This window comes from Streptomyces sp. NPDC024632, assembly GCF_055559175.1.
This window is the reverse complement of the sequence record NZ_JBVHLD010000003.1, coordinates 203,151-218,366: the sequence shown is the minus strand read 5'-3', so window position 1 is coordinate 218,366 and position 15,216 is coordinate 203,151. Positions and strand designations below refer to the sequence as shown.

General features: G+C 71.7%; 14 protein-coding genes and 3 tRNA genes. 6 read left to right on the top strand and 11 right to left on the bottom strand.

Features of this window, described 5'->3' with window-relative positions; genetic code table 11:
* Positions 1 to 160: 160 nt before the first annotated feature.
* The 4 genes from ACZ37P_RS08290 to ACZ37P_RS08275 all read right to left on the bottom strand — a co-directional run bounded on the left by ACZ37P_RS08290 (position 161) and on the right by ACZ37P_RS08275 (position 5,913).
* Entirely contained in the window at positions 161 to 2,080 is a 1,920-nt protein-coding gene (locus ACZ37P_RS08290; protein ID WP_467345859.1) for an ABC transporter ATP-binding protein, read from the bottom strand.
* 50 nt (positions 2,081 to 2,130) lie between these two features.
* The gene (locus tag ACZ37P_RS08285; RefSeq protein ID WP_391047394.1) at positions 2,131 to 3,864 is read right to left on the bottom strand and encodes an ABC transporter ATP-binding protein; all 1,734 of its coding nucleotides are present in this window, start codon (positions 3,862 to 3,864) and stop codon (positions 2,131 to 2,133) included.
* Positions 3,865 to 4,052: 188 nt separating this feature from the next.
* Positions 4,053 to 5,498: an FGGY family carbohydrate kinase gene (locus ACZ37P_RS08280; RefSeq protein WP_467345571.1), complete on the bottom strand. Its 1,446-nt coding sequence runs from the start codon at positions 5,496 to 5,498 to the stop codon at positions 4,053 to 4,055.
* 115 nt (positions 5,499 to 5,613) lie between these two features.
* On the bottom strand, positions 5,614 to 5,913 hold the full coding sequence (locus ACZ37P_RS08275; RefSeq protein ID WP_355344861.1) for a YtxH domain-containing protein: 300 nt from the start codon (positions 5,911 to 5,913) through the stop codon (positions 5,614 to 5,616).
* Between the two features lie 210 nt (positions 5,914 to 6,123).
* On the opposite strand from ACZ37P_RS08275, the gene ACZ37P_RS08270 reads away from it, so the two are divergent.
* The 3 genes from ACZ37P_RS08270 (at position 6,124) to ACZ37P_RS08260 (ending at position 6,504) form a co-directional block, all read left to right on the top strand.
* Positions 6,124 to 6,196, top strand: a tRNA-Asn gene (locus ACZ37P_RS08270).
* Positions 6,197 to 6,201: 5 nt separating this feature from the next.
* Positions 6,202 to 6,274, top strand: a tRNA-Asn gene (locus ACZ37P_RS08265).
* Positions 6,275 to 6,430: 156 nt separating this feature from the next.
* A tRNA-Ile gene (locus ACZ37P_RS08260) sits at positions 6,431 to 6,504 on the top strand.
* Positions 6,505 to 6,742: 238 nt separating this feature from the next.
* Here the strand turns inward: ACZ37P_RS08260 and ACZ37P_RS08255 are convergent.
* The 4 genes from ACZ37P_RS08255 to ACZ37P_RS08240 form a co-directional block, all read right to left on the bottom strand.
* Positions 6,743 to 7,009 (bottom strand): DUF4235 domain-containing protein, encoded by a 267-nt coding sequence (locus ACZ37P_RS08255; RefSeq protein ID WP_391047392.1) that lies wholly within the window; start codon positions 7,007 to 7,009, stop codon positions 6,743 to 6,745.
* A complete protein-coding gene (locus ACZ37P_RS08250; RefSeq protein ID WP_355344739.1) occupies positions 7,006 to 7,626 on the bottom strand; it encodes a DUF3618 domain-containing protein in 621 nt (206 codons plus the stop codon). Before ACZ37P_RS08250 ends, ACZ37P_RS08255 begins: the two co-directional genes overlap by 4 nt.
* Entirely contained in the window at positions 7,623 to 8,063 is a 441-nt protein-coding gene (locus ACZ37P_RS08245; protein WP_355344864.1) for a phage holin family protein, read from the bottom strand. Before ACZ37P_RS08245 ends, ACZ37P_RS08250 begins: the two co-directional genes overlap by 4 nt.
* A gap of 140 nt (positions 8,064 to 8,203) precedes the next feature.
* Positions 8,204 to 9,130: a phage baseplate protein gene (locus tag ACZ37P_RS08240; RefSeq protein ID WP_467345568.1), complete on the bottom strand. Its 927-nt coding sequence runs from the start codon at positions 9,128 to 9,130 to the stop codon at positions 8,204 to 8,206.
* Here ACZ37P_RS08240 and ACZ37P_RS08235 point away from each other — a divergent pair.
* Positions 9,107 to 9,310 carry a hypothetical protein gene (locus tag ACZ37P_RS08235; protein WP_467345566.1) on the top strand — a complete coding sequence of 68 codons (204 nt, stop codon included), beginning with the start codon at positions 9,107 to 9,109 and terminating at the stop codon, positions 9,308 to 9,310. The two genes, ACZ37P_RS08240 and ACZ37P_RS08235, sit on opposite strands and share 24 nt — an antisense overlap.
* A gap of 175 nt (positions 9,311 to 9,485) precedes the next feature.
* Positions 9,486 to 9,662, top strand: a complete 177-nt coding sequence (locus ACZ37P_RS08230) for a hypothetical protein (protein ID WP_355344748.1) — start codon at positions 9,486 to 9,488, stop codon at positions 9,660 to 9,662.
* Positions 9,663 to 9,736: 74 nt separating this feature from the next.
* On the opposite strand, the gene ACZ37P_RS08225 is transcribed toward ACZ37P_RS08230, so the two are convergent.
* The 3 genes from ACZ37P_RS08225 to ACZ37P_RS08215 all read right to left on the bottom strand — a co-directional run bounded on the left by ACZ37P_RS08225 (position 9,737) and on the right by ACZ37P_RS08215 (position 12,734).
* Positions 9,737 to 10,579 carry a helix-turn-helix transcriptional regulator gene (locus tag ACZ37P_RS08225; protein ID WP_467345564.1) on the bottom strand — a complete coding sequence of 281 codons (843 nt, stop codon included), beginning with the start codon at positions 10,577 to 10,579 and terminating at the stop codon, positions 9,737 to 9,739.
* A gap of 163 nt (positions 10,580 to 10,742) precedes the next feature.
* The gene (locus ACZ37P_RS08220) at positions 10,743 to 11,711 is read right to left on the bottom strand and encodes an SDR family oxidoreductase (protein ID WP_467345562.1); all 969 of its coding nucleotides are present in this window, start codon (positions 11,709 to 11,711) and stop codon (positions 10,743 to 10,745) included.
* 216 nt (positions 11,712 to 11,927) lie between these two features.
* Positions 11,928 to 12,734 (bottom strand): SDR family NAD(P)-dependent oxidoreductase, encoded by an 807-nt coding sequence (locus tag ACZ37P_RS08215; RefSeq protein WP_355344757.1) that lies wholly within the window; start codon positions 12,732 to 12,734, stop codon positions 11,928 to 11,930.
* A 247-nt stretch (positions 12,735 to 12,981) separates the two neighbouring features.
* Between ACZ37P_RS08215 and efeU the strand changes: the two genes are divergently transcribed.
* The gene (gene efeU, locus ACZ37P_RS08210; RefSeq protein WP_467345560.1) at positions 12,982 to 15,117 is read left to right on the top strand and encodes an iron uptake transporter permease EfeU; all 2,136 of its coding nucleotides are present in this window, start codon (positions 12,982 to 12,984) and stop codon (positions 15,115 to 15,117) included.
* Positions 15,118 to 15,216 lie beyond the last annotated feature (99 nt).

The following is a 15,216-nucleotide window of genomic DNA, read 5'->3' as shown; positions in this document are numbered from 1 at the left end:
CGGTGGTGGCGCTGCTCATCACTTCTGCCCTTCCGGAGGTACGGCGGCACAGGCTACCAACGCCGCGCGCCGCCGTACCCGCTGGCTCCTCGGGTTTTCCGGCCCCCCGCTCCGGCCGGTCGGCCGGGACGGAACACCCGTCCCGGCCGGCCCTCGTACCTCAGTCGACCTCCGCCACGGCCTGCGCGAACTGCGCCGCGTACAGCCGCGCGTACGCGCCCTTGGCCGCCAACAGCTCCTCGTGCGTGCCCTGTTCGACGATCGCGCCGGACTCCATCACCAAGATGACGTCGGCGTCGCGGATGGTGGACAGCCGGTGCGCGATCACGAAGCTGGTACGGCCGTGGCTGAGCTTGGCCATCGCCCGCTGGATCAGCACCTCGGTACGGGTGTCGACGGAGCTGGTCGCCTCGTCCAGTACCAGGATCGTCGGATCGGACAGGAACGCCCGCGCGATGGTGATGAGTTGTTTCTCACCCGCGCTGACCCCCGCGCCCTCGTCGTCGATCACCGTGTCGTAGCCCTCGGGCAGCGTGCGGATGAAGCGGTCCGCGTGCGCGGCGCGCGCCGCCTCCTCGATCTGCTCGGCGGTCGCCCCCTCGCTGCCGTAGCCGATGTTCTCCGCGATCGTGCCGCCGAACAGCCAGGTGTCCTGGAGGACCATGCCGATCGAGGAGCGCAGCTCCTCGCGGGAGAGCGTGGCCACATCGGTGCCGTCCAGGGTGATCCGGCCGCCGGACACCTCGTAGAACCGCATCAGCAGATTGACCAGCGTGGTCTTGCCCGCGCCGGTCGGGCCGACGATCGCGACGGTGTGGCCCGGCTCCACCTTCAGCGACAGATGGTCGATCAGCGGCTTGTCCGGGTCGTAGCGGAAGCTCACGTCCTCCAACGCTACCCGGCCCGGCACCGGCACCCGGGGGACGTCCCGCTTCGCCGGCTCCGCCGACTGCTCCTCGGCGTCGAGGAGTTCGAAGACCCGCTCGGCCGACGCGATGCCGGACTGGATCAGGTTCGACATGCTCGCCACCTGCGTCAGCGGCTGGCTGAACTGCCGCGAGTACTGCACGAACGCCTGGACGTCACCGATGGACAGCGCGCCCGACGCGACCCGCAGGCCACCGACGACGGCCACCAGCACGTAGTTCAGATTGCCGATGAACATCATCATCGGCTGGATCGTGCCGGAGATGAACTGCGCCTTGAAGCCCGAGCGGTACAGCGCCTCGTTCTGCTCCTCGAAGGCCGCCGCCGACTCCTCCGCGCGCCCGAAGACCTTCACCAGCGAGTGGCCGGTGTACATCTCCTCGATGTGCGCGTTGAGCTTGCCGGTGGTCTTCCACTGCTGGATGAACTGCGGCTGCGCGCGCTTGCCCACCCGCGTGGCCACCAGCAGCGTCACCGGCACGGTGACCAGCGCGATCAGCGCCAGCAGCCAGGAGATCCAGAACATCATGGCCAGCACGCCCACGATGGTCAGCAGCGAGTTCACCAGCTGGCCCATGGTCTGCTGCATCGTCTGGCCGATGTTGTCGATGTCGTTGGTGGCCCGGCTCAGCACCTCGCCGCGCGGCTGCCGGTCGAAGTACGACAGCGGCAGCTTCGCCAGCTTGTCCTCGACGTCGGAGCGCATCCGGAACATCGCCCGGTTGATCACCTTGGTCGCGGTGCGCATCTGGAAGACGCTGAAGACGGCCGCGGCCACGTACACCGCGAGGACCACCAGCAGCACCTTGCCGATGGCGTCGAAGTCCATGCCCTGGCCCGGCGTGAAACCGATGCCCTTGAGCATGTCGGCGACCCGGCCGTCACCGTGCGCGCGCAGCGCGTCGAGCGCCTGCTGCTTGGTGCCGCCGGGGAACCGCCGTCCGATCACCCCGGCGAAGATCAGGTCGGTGGCGTGACCGAGGATGCGCGGCCCGGTCACCGCGAGCGCGACGCTCGCCGTGCCGAGGACCAGCACCAGGCAGAGCAGGAAACGGTCGGGACGCATCAGACCCAGCAGCCGCTTCAGCGACCCGCCGAAGTCCATCGGCTTCTCGACCGGGCCGCCGCTCATGAAGCGCGCGGGCCCGCCCATCGGCCGCGGCGGGCGCTGCGCGGCGGCGGGCTTGTGCTCGTCGTCGCTCATCAGGCGGCCTCGGCTTCCGTGAGCTGGGACAGGACGATCTCCCGGTAGGTCTCGTTGTCGGTCATCAGCTCGGTGTGCGTGCCGGTGCCGACGACCCGGCCCTCGTCCAGGACGACGATCCGGTCCGCGTCACGGATGGTGGACACCCGCTGGGCGACGATCAGCACGGTCGCGGCGGCGGTCTCGTGCAGCAGCGCGCGGCGCAGCGCCGCGTCCGTCGCGTAGTCCAGCGCCGAGAAGGAGTCGTCGAAGAGGTAGATCTCCGGCTTGCGGACCAGGACCCGCGCGATGGCCAGGCGCTGCCGCTGCCCGCCGGAGACATTGCTGCCGCCCTGCGCGATGGGCGCGTCGAGCCCGCCGTCGAGCCGCTCCACGAAGTCCTTGGCCTGCGCCACCTCCAGCGCGTGCCACAGCTCCTCGTCGGTGGCGTCCGGTTTGCCGTACCGCAGGTTGGTCGCGACGGTGCCGGAGAACAGATACGGCTTCTGCGGTACGAGGCCGACGGTCTCGGCCAGCAGCGCGGGGGCCAGCTCCGCGACGTCCTCGCCGTCGACCAGCACCCGGCCGCCCGTCGCGTCGTACAGCCGCGGGATCAGGCCGAGCAGCGTCGACTTGCCGCTGCCGGTGGAGCCGATGATCGCGGTCACCTCACCGGGCCTGGCGACCAGGTCGACCCCGCGCAGGACGGCCGCCTCCGCGCCGGGGTAGGCGAACTCCACGCCGGTCAGCTCCAGGTCGCCGTGGCGGCGCAGGGTCAGCACGGGCGCGGTCGGCGGGATGACGCTGGACTCGGTGCCCAGCACCTCCTCGATGCGCTCGGCGCAGACCTCGGCGCGCGGCACCATCATGAACATGAAGGTGGCCATCATGACCGACATCAGGATCTGCATCAGATAGCTCAGGAACGCCGTCAGGGCGCCGATCTGCATCCCGCCGCTGTCGATGCGGTGCGCGCCGAACCACAGCACGGCGACGCTGGAGATGTTCACCACGCCCATCACCAGCGGGAACATCAGCGCCATCAGCTTTCCGGTGGCCAGCGACACATCGGTCAGACTGTCGTTGGCCTCGGCGAAGCGGCGCTGCTCGTAGTCGTCCTTGACGAAGGCGCGGATCACGCGGATGCCGGTGATCTGCTCGCGCAGCACCCGGTTCACGGTGTCCACGCGGGTCTGCATCGTGCGGAACAGCGGGCGCATCCTGCGGATGATCAGGCTGATCACGATGCCGAGCAGCGGCACCACGGCCAGCAGCAGCGACGACAGCGGCACGTCCTGGCCGAGCGCCATGATGATGCCGCCGACGCACATGATCGGCGCGGACACCATCAGCGTGAACGTCAGCAGCACCAGCATCTGCACCTGCTGCACGTCATTGGTGGTGCGGGTGATCAGCGACGGCGCCCCGAACTGCCCGACCTCGCGGGCGGAGAAGCTCTGCACCCGGTCGAAGACCGACGCGCGGATGTCACGGCCGACCGCCATCGAGGTCCGGGCGCCGAAGAAGACCGCGCCGATCGCGCAGCAGACCTGGACGACGGTCACCCCGATCATGACGCCGCCCAGCCCCACGATGTAGCCGGTGTCGCCCTTCACCACCCCGTTGTCGATGATGTCGGCGTTGAGCGTGGGCAGGTAGAGCGTGGCTATGGTCTGGACGAGTTGGAGCAGTACCAAGAGACCGATGGGTCGCTTGTACGGGCCCAGGTGGGCCCGCAGGAGTCTGATCAGCACACTGAAACCTCGGTGTCGGCGGTACGGGCGCCGCGTACCCGGCGGGACGTACGCAGGCGGCGGAAGGCGCGTACGGAGACGCAGCGCGGGGGAGGGGACGTTGCCCCGGCCCGCCGAGCTTTGCCCGCCCTTTGCCCGTCTTGATCGGCGGAGGATCTTATCTTCCGACACCGCCGGGCCGCATGGGATTAAAGCGAGGCAAAGGCCCCCGGGTGAGTCTGCTCGCGCACCGCGACGTACTGCTGACGCACCGCTGACCCCACGGCCGAGTCGTCGCCCGGCTCCAGCAGTTGCGTGGCCGCCTCGGCCCACGGCGGCGGCTCGGTCTGCGACTGCGAGCCGAGCACCGCGCCCAGCGACCAGGCGGCCTGCCGCGCGGCGCCCAGCGCCGCGTACTCGGCGGTCGGCGGTACGACGACCTGTGTGCCGAACAGCGCGGGCGCGATGGCGCGCACCGCGGGCAGCTCGCCCGCCGCGCCCAGCAGGAACACCCGGCGCACCTCGACGCCCTTGTTGCGCAGCACGTCCAGCGCGTCCGTCAGCCCGCACAGCATGCCCTCGAAGGCGGCCCGCGCCAGGTGCTCCGGCTTCATCGAGTCGCGCCGCAGCCCGGCCAGGGTCCCCGCGGTGTGCGGCAGATCGGGCGTCCGCTCGCCCTCCAGATACGGCAGCAGCACCAGTCCGTACGCGCCGGGCGTGGACTGGAGCGCCAACTCGGACAGCCCGGCCAGGTCGGTGCCCAGCAGATCGGCGGTGCCGCGCAGCGTACGGACGGCGTTGCGCACCTGCACCACCGGCAGATGGCGGCCGGTCGCGTCGGCGAAGGCGGTGACCGTACCCGTCGGGTCCTTCAGCGCCTCGTGGTGGACGGCGAAGACGGTGCCCGCCGCGCCCAGGGAGACCACCGCGTCGCCGGGGCCGAGGCCCAGGCCCAGGGCGGCGGCCATGTTGTCGCCGGTGCCCGCGGAGATCAGCAGGCCCTCGGGGGTCTGTCCCGCGGGTTCGGCGGGGGCCAGTACGTCGGGGAGCGCCACCTGGTGGCCGAGCGCCCGCTCGACCAGATCCGTGCGGTACTCGCCGGTGGCCGCCGACCAGTAGCCGGTGCCCGAGGCGTCGCCGCGGTCGGTCGTACGGCGCGCGGGCCGCCCCAGCAACTGCCACACCAGCCAGTCGTGCGGGAGCATCACCTGCGCTATGCGCGTGGCCGTCTGCGGTTCGTGCTGCGCGATCCAGCGCAGCTTCGCCACCGGATACGCGGCCTGCGGCACCGAGCCGACCGCCTCGGCCCACCCGGCCGCCCCGCCCAGCTCGTCGGTGAGGTCCACGGCCTGCGCCTGCGCCCGCTTGTCGCCGCGCAACAGGGCTGGGCGTACGGCCACCCCGCCCGCGTCCAGGGCCAGCAGCCCGTGCTGCTGCCCGGAGATGCCTATCGCCTGCACCCCTTCGAGGACGCCGTCCTTGGCCGCCTCGCCCAGCGACAGCAGCCACGCCTGCGGGTCGATCTCGGTCGGCTTCTCGCCGTCGTCCAGAGGGTGCGGCGCATGGCCCTGCCTGAGTACCGCCCCGGTCTCGCTGTCGCACACGACGACGGTCGTACCGGTGGTGGAGCTGTCTATGCCCGCGACTTTCCCCATGGACGAGATGATGCCCCACGGGGGGCGGGTACGGGGTGACAGCTGTGCATCAGGTTGCGTCAGGTGTTCGAGAAACGGGCGGGATGCGGCGGGATGCGGGCGGGGATGCCCTTCCTCAGGTGTTGGAGGTGCCCCAGTCGTCCTCGGGCGGCGCGCTGCGGTCGCGCAGTGCCTTCACCCGCTCGGTCACCGACTCCGGCAGCCGGTCGCCGACCTTCGCCGTCACCGTGTCCGCGGCCTTCACCGCGGCGTTCCTGCCGGTCTGCGCGGCGCTCTCCGCCGCGTTGCGCACCGCCGGGTTCTGCGCGACGCGCTGCGCGCTCTTGCGCAACTGCTCGTACCGCTCGCGCCCGGCGCGCGCGCCGAGCACATAGCCGACGACGGCTCCACTGATGAACGTCAGCCGGTAGCGCATGGGCTCCACCCTCTTTCCGTCGGACACGTCAGGCATAGGACAAGTCGGGCCAAGGTGCCGTGTGCTGCGCGCCTACCCTGTGCAGCCGGGTGACAACCCTGGCGCAACTGGTTGGCGGAGCACCCCCTCACTTGCGCTAATGTATGTGTCGCAGCGAACGCGCGCCGTCCGGGGACACCCTGACGAGTGCATTCGGTGCACGCAGAGCGATCCCCTGTAGCTCAATTGGCAGAGCAGCCGGCTGTTAACCGGCAGGTTACTGGTTCGAGTCCAGTCGGGGGAGCTCGGTCCCCTGTAGCTCAATTGGCAGAGCAGCCGGCTGTTAACCGGCAGGTTACTGGTTCGAGTCCAGTCGGGGGAGCGCCGGATCAGGACCCCGTTGGGGTCCTTTTTCATGTCCCGGGGAACCAACTCCCCGCCCCCGCGAGTCCACCCAATGACGCGTCTGTGACCCGCGAGGGCGACAGATCGTATGAGCAGCTATGCTGCGGCAGACGGCGCGCGAGGCGCACCGTACGGGGCGGTAGCTCAGCCGGTTAGAGCAGCGGACTCATAATCCGTCGGTCGTGGGTTCGAGTCCCACCCGCCCCACCCTGCGCCGTGCCGCGAAGCCGGCACTTCGCGGACGGTCTCCGGGGGCGGCGATCATGGCGCCGACACCCCCCGCGCGAGCATCCGTCCGAGTGGCGTCCGCGGCACGTCCTTGACGGGGCCGGGTGCGGTCGCCCGTGGCGGCCTCGTGGCACAACTCGGCGGGGGTCAGGGCTGATCGGCGTGAGACCGCGCGGCGCGGCCCCGCTTTCCGCGTGCGCGGGGCGCGGGGCGCGGGTCAGGCCGGCCAGGTGCCGGTGAGCCGCCGGGTGGCGGTGGCGCCGCTCCGGCTGACCGCCGCCTTCACGACGGCGAAGATCAGCCCGTGCAGCGCGGCCGCGATCAGGACCTCCTTCCAGGCGCGCTCCTCGTCCAGCGCGTCCGGGGTGTCGTCGTCGTGCCCGACCACCTTCCACATCTGCTTGAAGGCGGCTCCGGCCAACGCGCCACTGGCCACGCTGAGCAGGAGACCGACCGGGCGGTAGACGATCTTCGCGGCGTTCACTTGCGGCCCCTCTTCCAGCGGACGGTGAAGAACACCACGGCGGCGCCGATCGCCGCGGCGACGGCCGCGCCGGGGCGGCGCTTGACGGCGTCGGCGGCCTGCTGGGTCTTCTCGGCCAGGGGCTCGGGGGTCTTCTCGCTGACCTTGGCGGCCACTGCCGCGGTGCCCTCAGCGATCTTGGCCGAGGCGGCGGCGGCCTTCTCCCGCACCGGTTCCGGCGTCTTGTCACGGACCAGCGCGCCGACTTCGGCCGCCTTCGCCCGGGCCGAGGCCGACGCGTCGGCCGCCGTGTCCTGAGCGGTGTCCTGGGCCTCGTCCTTCGTGGTCTGGGCGCGGTCCTTCAGCTCGGTGACCTTGCTCTGGACCTTGTCCTTGACCTCGGCGGCCTTGTCGCCGACCTTGTCCTTGACCTCGGTGGCCTTGTCCTTCGCCTGGGCGGCCTTGTCGCCGACCTCGTCCTTGATGTCGGCGGCCTTGTCCTTGGCGCGGGCCTTTACGTCGGCCTTGGCGGCCAGTTCCTCCACCGTCTCGCCGAGCTGCTCACGGGTGCTCTCCACCTGGGCGCGCAGTTCCTCGGGGGTGGACGGGTCCTTCTCGTCATGCGGGTCGATGGTCATCGCTTCGTCTTTTCCTTGATGGTGGCGACATCGGCCTTGACACCGGCGATCGCCTGCTCGGGAGCCGGCGGCGTCGCGCGGCTCACTTCCTTCTTCCCCGCCAGCGCCAGCGTGGCGGCGAGCGCCAGCAGCGCCACCGCGACGATCAGCGCCGACAGCCACACCGAGAACGTGAGGGCGAGCGCCGCGACCGCCGTGGCGGCCAGCGCCTCCAGACCGATGAAGGCCAGCAGCCCCGCACCGCCGAACAGCCCGCCGCCCATGCCGAACCGTTTGCCCTTCTGGGCCATCTCGGCCTGGGCGAGCCGCATTTCCTCGCGCACGAGCTGCGACATCTGCTGTGTCGCGCGCGACACCAGCTCACCGACCGACGGCTCGCCCGAGCCGTCCGCCGCTCCGGAGCCGTCCCCTGCCGCCCGAGTTCCGACGGGATCCATCACCACTCACCGGTCCTTCCGTCTCCTACGCGCCCGGCTACCCGGGCCGGACGGGCGCACACGCGCTTCGGCAGGCGGCCGCGTGCCGGGCACATCGGTTCGGCTCGGGCGGGGGACGTACGGGGAAGGCGCGGGCACCCTCAGGCGAAGGTGTTCTTGTAGAAGAGGCTCGCGTCGAAGCTGGGATCGGTCGTGGTGCCGGTCTTGCCGGAGAAGCCGAAGGTGAGGCGGGGCTGGCCGTCGGCCACCCAGATTGCGCAGCCCTGCGGCTCGCGGCCCGGGATCGTCGCCCCCGCGGTGGGGCGGAAGACCTCGCCGTGCCCGCCCCCGGCGTCGTTCATGCTCACGGCGGCGAGGTAGGACGGGCCGCCCGACCTGCCGTAGAGGAGGTAGGCGTACTCGCCGTACAGGGTGACGCCCTGGAAGGCGGCGTCGTCCGGGATCTTCAGTTGGGCGTTGGTGGGCAGCGCGCGTTCGGCCTTCCTGTCGTCCTGGGAGAGCCGTCCCGCCACCGCGTCCGCCAGCGGGAAGACCACCAGCCGCCAGGGGTTGGGCGAGGTGGACTGGGTGGCGTAGCGGACCAGCAGCATGTTGTTGACGGGGTCGATCGCGGGGCGGGGCAGGCCCGCGTAGGTGGTGATGGTGGGCGTACGGTCCTGGATCGGGATCACCGACGGGTTGCCGTAGGTGAGGGTGATGCCCTCGGTGTAACGGAACCGGGTGAGCCGGTAGCCGCTGTCCTCGTACGCCCCCTTGGCGACGTTGTAGTTGTCGCCCTCGATCCACAGGTACGGCGCGGAACCGGCGCCGGTGGGTTCGACGGCCATCGAGGAGCCGTGGCCGAACTGGTGCAGGGCCATGGTGCCGAGCACGTTGCCCGCCAGGTCGGTGCGGACGATCCAGATGTCGCCGTAGTGGATGTGCGCCTTTGACGGGTCCCCGTCGTCGGAGTCGTTCTCGTTGTCCCCGGGGCGGTGCTGGGCGAAGTAGATGTGGCCGTTGACGTTGTCGTAGGCGAAGGACTGCATGGCCCAGGACGTCTCGTGCAGCCGCTTGCGCCACAACACCTGGTCCCCGCCGCCCTCCAGCGAGAAGGGCGCGGTGACCGGCAGGTCGGCGGCGCCCGGTCCCGCGGCGGCGAGGACTCCGGCCGCGCCGAGCGCCCCGGCGGCCGTGAGGCCCGCCCCCGCGCGCAGCAGCCCCCGGCGGCTCTCACGCTGCGCTACACGCTCTGCCCCGAACTCTGACCGGCGCTGACCGAACGCCGACCGAGGGCTGACCGGCGCTGAAAGGCGCTTACCGGGGGCGCGGAGGGGCCGGCCGCGCGTCTGCCCCGGAGTGGGATGGATTACACCCGGGGGGTCCGGGGGATGGGCTCGGCGTATACCGGGCGTTTATCGGATCGTGGATATGTTTGCGCCCATGCCCAGCACGCCTCCGGCTCCCGATTCCGCGTTCGCCGACGCGGCCGAGCTCAATGCCCGGATACGTCGGCTCAGCGCGGGTCGCACCTCGTGGACCCCGGACGAGCTGACGGAACTGGCCCGCCTCCAGGCGGAGTGGCAGCTCGCGGTGGAAGGCGAGTCGGAACAGGTCTGACCCCGGACCGCGGCGGTACGGGGCCGGACCCGTACCCGTACCCGTACGTGACGTACCCGTACGTGACTCCCTGACTACGCCGTCGCGCCGCGCTCGCCCAGCGACGACAGCAGCTGGAGCTTCTCGTAGGAGTCGGTGCCGGGGGTGGCGGTGAAGACCAGGAGGGTCTGGGACTGGGCGGGGTCCTGGAGGACCTGGCAGTGCAGGTGGAGGATGCCGACCTCGGGGTGACGGATCCGTTTGAGGTCGTCGGGGTGGCGGACGCCGATCTCGTGGGCGCTCCAGAGGGTGGCGAATTCGGGGCTCACGGCGAGCAGGGCGTCGACGAGGGCGGCGGCCCGCGAGCCGGGGCCCTGGCGGGAAAGCGTCTCGCGCAGCCCGGCGGTGAAGATCCGGCTGTGCGTGGGGTGGTCGGCCTCGGGGTAGATGCGGCGGGTGACGGGGTCGGTGAACCAGCGGTAGCCGAAGCTGCGGGCCATCCCGTTGTGCCTGGTCTCGTCGCCCAGCAGGGCGAGCGCCATCCGGGTCTGCGTCAGCGTCTCGCCGAGATCCGTCATGACCTGCGCGGGAGTGTCGTCCAGACGCCCGAGAATCCGCATCAGACCGGGGCTGACGTGGTCGCTGCCCGATCCGCGCTCCGGGGCGCTGTGCCCCGCCATCCGGAAGAGGTGGTCGCGCTCGTCGAGCGAGAGATGCAGGCCGCGCGCGATGGCGCCCAGCATCGGCGCGGACGGCTGCGGGCCGCGGGCCTGCTCGATCCGGCTGTAGTAGTCGGTCGACATGCCGGACAGCGCGGCGACCTCCTCGCGCCGCAGCCCCCGCGTACGCCGCCGCGGCCCGCGCGGCAGCCCCACGTCCTCGGGTTGCAGCGCCTCACGCCGGGTGCGCAGGAAGTCCGCCAGCTGTTCTCGGTCCATGACCCCAGTCTCCCGCCTGTCCGGTCGCGGTCTTCCGCCTGTACGTCCGCGCCCTTCCGCCTGTCCAGTCGCGGTCTCCCGCCTGTACGTCCGCGCCCTCCCGCCCGCACGGCCACGGCTTCCCCCCCGCACGGCCACGGCTTCCCCCCCGCACGTCCCCGGCTCAGCTCTCGGCGGCCACGCCGTCCGGGAAGCGCACCCCGGCCAGCTCCTCCGACACCTGCCAGACCCGCCGCGCCTCCTCCTCGCTCCGCGCCGACCGGTACAGCGGCTGCTCCACCACGGGGCCGGTCAGATGCCCGAGGCCGCCGGGACCGTAGAAGGCGCCGCCGACCGCCCCCGGCGCGGTCGCCGCGTACAGCACCGGCCGCAGCCCGTCGTCCACGGTCTGCACGAACAGCCCGAGCCTGGACTGCCAGCGGAAGGCGCGGTCCATCCAGGTCGTCCGCTTCGCGCGGCCCAGATTCGGCCCGGCCGTCTGGAGATTGGTCGAGGTCAGGCCCGGATGCGCGAGGGTGCTGGTGATGCCCCAGCCGCCCGCGACGCTGCGCCGGTGCAGTTCCAGGCCGAACATCAGCACCGCCAGCTTCGACTGGCTGTAGACCTTCATCGGCGCGTAGCCGCGCTCCGCCTGGAGGTCGTCCCAGGCCAGCGCCCCCTGGCGGGCGCCGATGCTCGACTGGGTCGCCACCCGGGCGCCGCCCGCGGCGCGCAGCAGCGGGAGCAGACGCGCGGTCAGCGCGAAGTGCCCGAGGTGATTCGTCGCGAACTGCAACTCCAGGCCGTCCGCGGAGGTCTGCCGGGTCGCCGGGGTCATCACCGCCGCGTTGTTGACGAGGATGTCGACCGGCCTGCCCTCGGCGACCAGCGTCCGGCCGAGCGCGGCGACCGACTCCAACGACGCCAGGTCCAGCTCCCGCGTGGACACCCGCGCGCCGGGCACCTCGGCCCGGATCCGTTCCACGGCCGCCGCGCCCTTCGCCGCGTTCCGCACCGGCAGCACGACCTCCGCGCCCGCCCGCGCCAGCCGCCCGCCGAGCCCCCGCCCGATCCCGTCGCTCCCGCCCGTGACGACGGCGAGTTTTCCGCTGAGATCGGGCACGGCGGTGTCCAGTGCGTTCTTACGTGTCATGACGGTTCGCTCCTGACGGTGAGTGGGGGCGGGCGATGCCGCATTCGCGGGGGCGGGCGAGCGCTTTCCAGCGGAGGGGGGAGGGGTGGGGAGGAACACAGAGGGACGGCGTGCGGATACGTATCCCGTGCGGCGGGCGAGGGAACCGCCAGGTCGGAGGAGCAACCCGCCCGGCTGGAGCGGGAACCCGCCGGGTCGGAGCGGGAACCCGTCGGGTCAGAGCAGGAACCCGCCCGACGCCTCGATCCGCTGTCCCGTGATCCACCCGGTCCCGTCGGACAGCACCGCGGCGATCACCCCGCCGATGTCCTCGGCGGTCCCGACCCGGCCGAGCGCGGCCTGGCCGGAGAGCGCGGCCCTGACGCCTTCGTCGTCCCGCATGAAGCCCCCGCCGAAGTCGGTGCCGGTGGGGCCGGGCGCGACGGCGTTCGCGGTGATGCCGCGCGGACCCAGCTCCTTGGCCAGATAGCGGGTGAAAACCTCCACGGCGCCCTTCATCGACGCGTACGCCGACAGGCCCTCGCTGGTGAAGCGGGTCAGCCCGGTGGAGAGGTTGACGATCCGGCCGCCGTCGGCGAGCAGCGGGACCAGCCGCTGGGTGAGGAAGTAGACGCCCTTGAAGTGGACGTTCAGCATCGTGTCGAAGCCCTCCTCGGTGGCTTCGAGGAAGGGTTCCGTCACGGCGGAGCCCGCGTTGTTGACGAGGTAGTCGAAGTCCGACCGCCCCCAGCCCTCCTTGAGCAGCCGCCGCACCTCGTCGGCGAAGTCCGCGAATCCGGCGGTCCGCGCGGTGTCCAGGCGGAGCGCGTACGCGGTGCGGCCGAGCGCCCTCGCCTCGGCGACCACGGCAGCCGCCTCGTCCTCGTGCGACCGGAAGGTGATGATCGGATCGACGCCGTCCGCGGCGAGCCGCAGCGCGGTGGCGCGGCCGAGCCCGCGGTTGGCGCCGGTGACGATCGCGATCCTGGCCGGTGCGGTGCTGTCCGTGGTCGTGCCGGTGGTCGTGTCCGTGTGCGTGGTCATGACTCCAGCGTGGGCGGCGGCGACGGCCGGATGAAGGCCCCACTTGTCCAGGGATCGCCGATCCCACCTTGAGCGGGGAGCGGCCCGCGCGGCCCGCGCACATTCGGTGTCACCTGGTGTCACCTGGTGTCCTTTTTACCCAATACGGAACCGGAGCATAGAGACTTCGCGGGCCCCGATCCGCAGGATAGGTATGCCTAAGTCAGGCCAGGCACACCTAAGCACGGGTCCGGGAGGACGAACATCGATGTGGGACGACGCGTTTCCGAGCTTCCTGATCGGACTCAGGGAAGGTCTCGAAGCCGGGCTGATCGTCTCGATCCTGGTGGCCACCCTGGTGCGCGGCGACGCCAAGTCCCGGCTCCCGCAGGTGTGGACGGGCGTCCTGGCCGCCATCGCCCTGTCGATGAGCTTCGGGGCGGTCCTCACCTTCACCGCCGCGAATCTGTCGGCGACCGCGCAGGAGGCGTTCGGCGGCACGCTCAGCGTCGTGGCCGTCGCCTTCGTCACCGCGATGGTCTTCTGGATGCGCCGCTCGGCCCGCAATCTGTCCGGTGAGATCCGGGAGAAGGTGACGGCCGCGCTCGCCATGGGCGGCGGCATGCTGATCCTCACCTCCTTCCTCGCGGTCGGCCGCGAGGGCCTGGAGACCGCGCTCTTCCTGTGGACCACCGCCCGCGCCGCGGGGGAGTCCGGCGGCCCGCTGGCCGGCGCCGCGATCGGCCTGGTGCTGGCCGCGGGGCTCTGCTGGGGCCTGTACCGGCGGGTGCTCAAGATCAATCTGAGCCGCTTCTTCACCGCGACCGGCGCCGTCCTGATCGTCATCGCCTCGGGCGTCCTCGGCTACGGCCTGCGCGACCTCCAGGAGGGCGGCGTGATCGCCGGGAAGACGGCGTACGCCTTCGACCTCAGCGCGCACATCGACGCCGGTTCCTGGTACGCCGCCCTCCTCCAGGGCGTCCTCAACCTCACCCCGGCCATGACCTGGCTCCAGGTCGCCGCCTACGTCGGCTACCTCGCGATCGTCATGACGCTGTTCGTACGCGGCCTGCGCAAGCCCGCGTCCGCGCCCGTATCCAAGAAGGCGGCCGAGGCACCGACGGCCGAGGCACCGGCGTCCGAGCCGACCGCGGCGGAGACGGCGCCCGCTTCCGCACCGGCCCCCGCCGCCGCACCGGACCCGGCCCCTGTGCCCGGTGTCACGGCGGCGCCCGCCCGCACCCGCTCCCGTCCCGTATGGCTGCTCCCGGCCGCCGTCGTCGCGATCCCCGCCGTGATCGGCGGCCTGGTCGTGGCCTTCGGCGACGGCAAGCCCGCGGGAGCGCAGACCGTCGCCGTCTCGCCGACCGAGTGCGGCAAGGGCTTCAGTGCCCCCAAGCCCGGCCGCCGGACCTTCTCGATGCGCAACACCGGCGACAAGGCGTCCGAGGTCTATCTGATCAACCCCGCCACCAACGCCGTCTACGGCGAGATCGAGGGCCTGGCCCCCGGCACCACCCGCGACCTGGTCGCCACCGTCGGCAGCGGCGAATACGCCTGGCGCTGCGTGCCGACCAGCGGCAAGGCGGTCACCTCGACGTCCGTACGGGTCTCCGGCGGCAGCACCACCAAGGCCGTCCTGCCGCTGGCCGCGTCCGAACTCCAGCCGCCGCTCGCGTCGTACCGCGCCTATGTGAACACCGGGCTCGGCACGCTGGTCGGCCAGACCGGCACACTGACGGCCGACCTCGCGGCGGGCGACCTCACCGCGGCGCGCGCCGACTGGCTCACCGCGCACGACACGTACTCCGCGCTCGGCGCCGCCTACGGGACCTTCGCCGACTTCGACGCGAGGATCAACGGCCGCAAGGACGGGCTGCCCGGCGGCGAGAAGGACCCGTCCTTCACCGGCTTCCACCGCATCGAGTACGGGCTGTGGCACGGCGAGTCCGCGGCCTCGCTCAGGCCGCTCGCCGTCCGGCTCGGCGCCGACGTGGCGGGCCTGCGCAAGGCGTTCCCCACGCAGGACTTCGACCCGTCCGACCTGCCGCTGCGCAGCCACGAGATCCTGGAGAACACCCTCCAGTTCGAGCTGACCGGCGACACCGACGAGGGCAGCGGGACGAATCTGGCGACCGCGAACGCCAACCTGGCCGGTACGAAAGAGCTGTTGGCGGTGCTGCGGCCGCTGATCACCCGGCGGGACCCGCGGCAACTGGCCCTGATCGACGCGGATATCGCCCGCCTCCAGAGGCTGCTCGACGGCGCGCACAAGGGCGCCGCCTGGACCCCGGTCGGCTCGCTCGACGCGGCGGCCCGCGCGACGATCGACGGCGCGACCGGTCAGCTCCTGGAAGACCTCGCGCCCGTCCCCGACCTGCTCGAAATCCGGAAGTCCGCATGAGGCGCGAGGACCGTACGGCGCCAGGACCCGAACAACTCCCCGAAGGGAAGCAGCAGATGCCCGCCGACTCCACCCGACCCGAAGGCCACGAGGGCTACG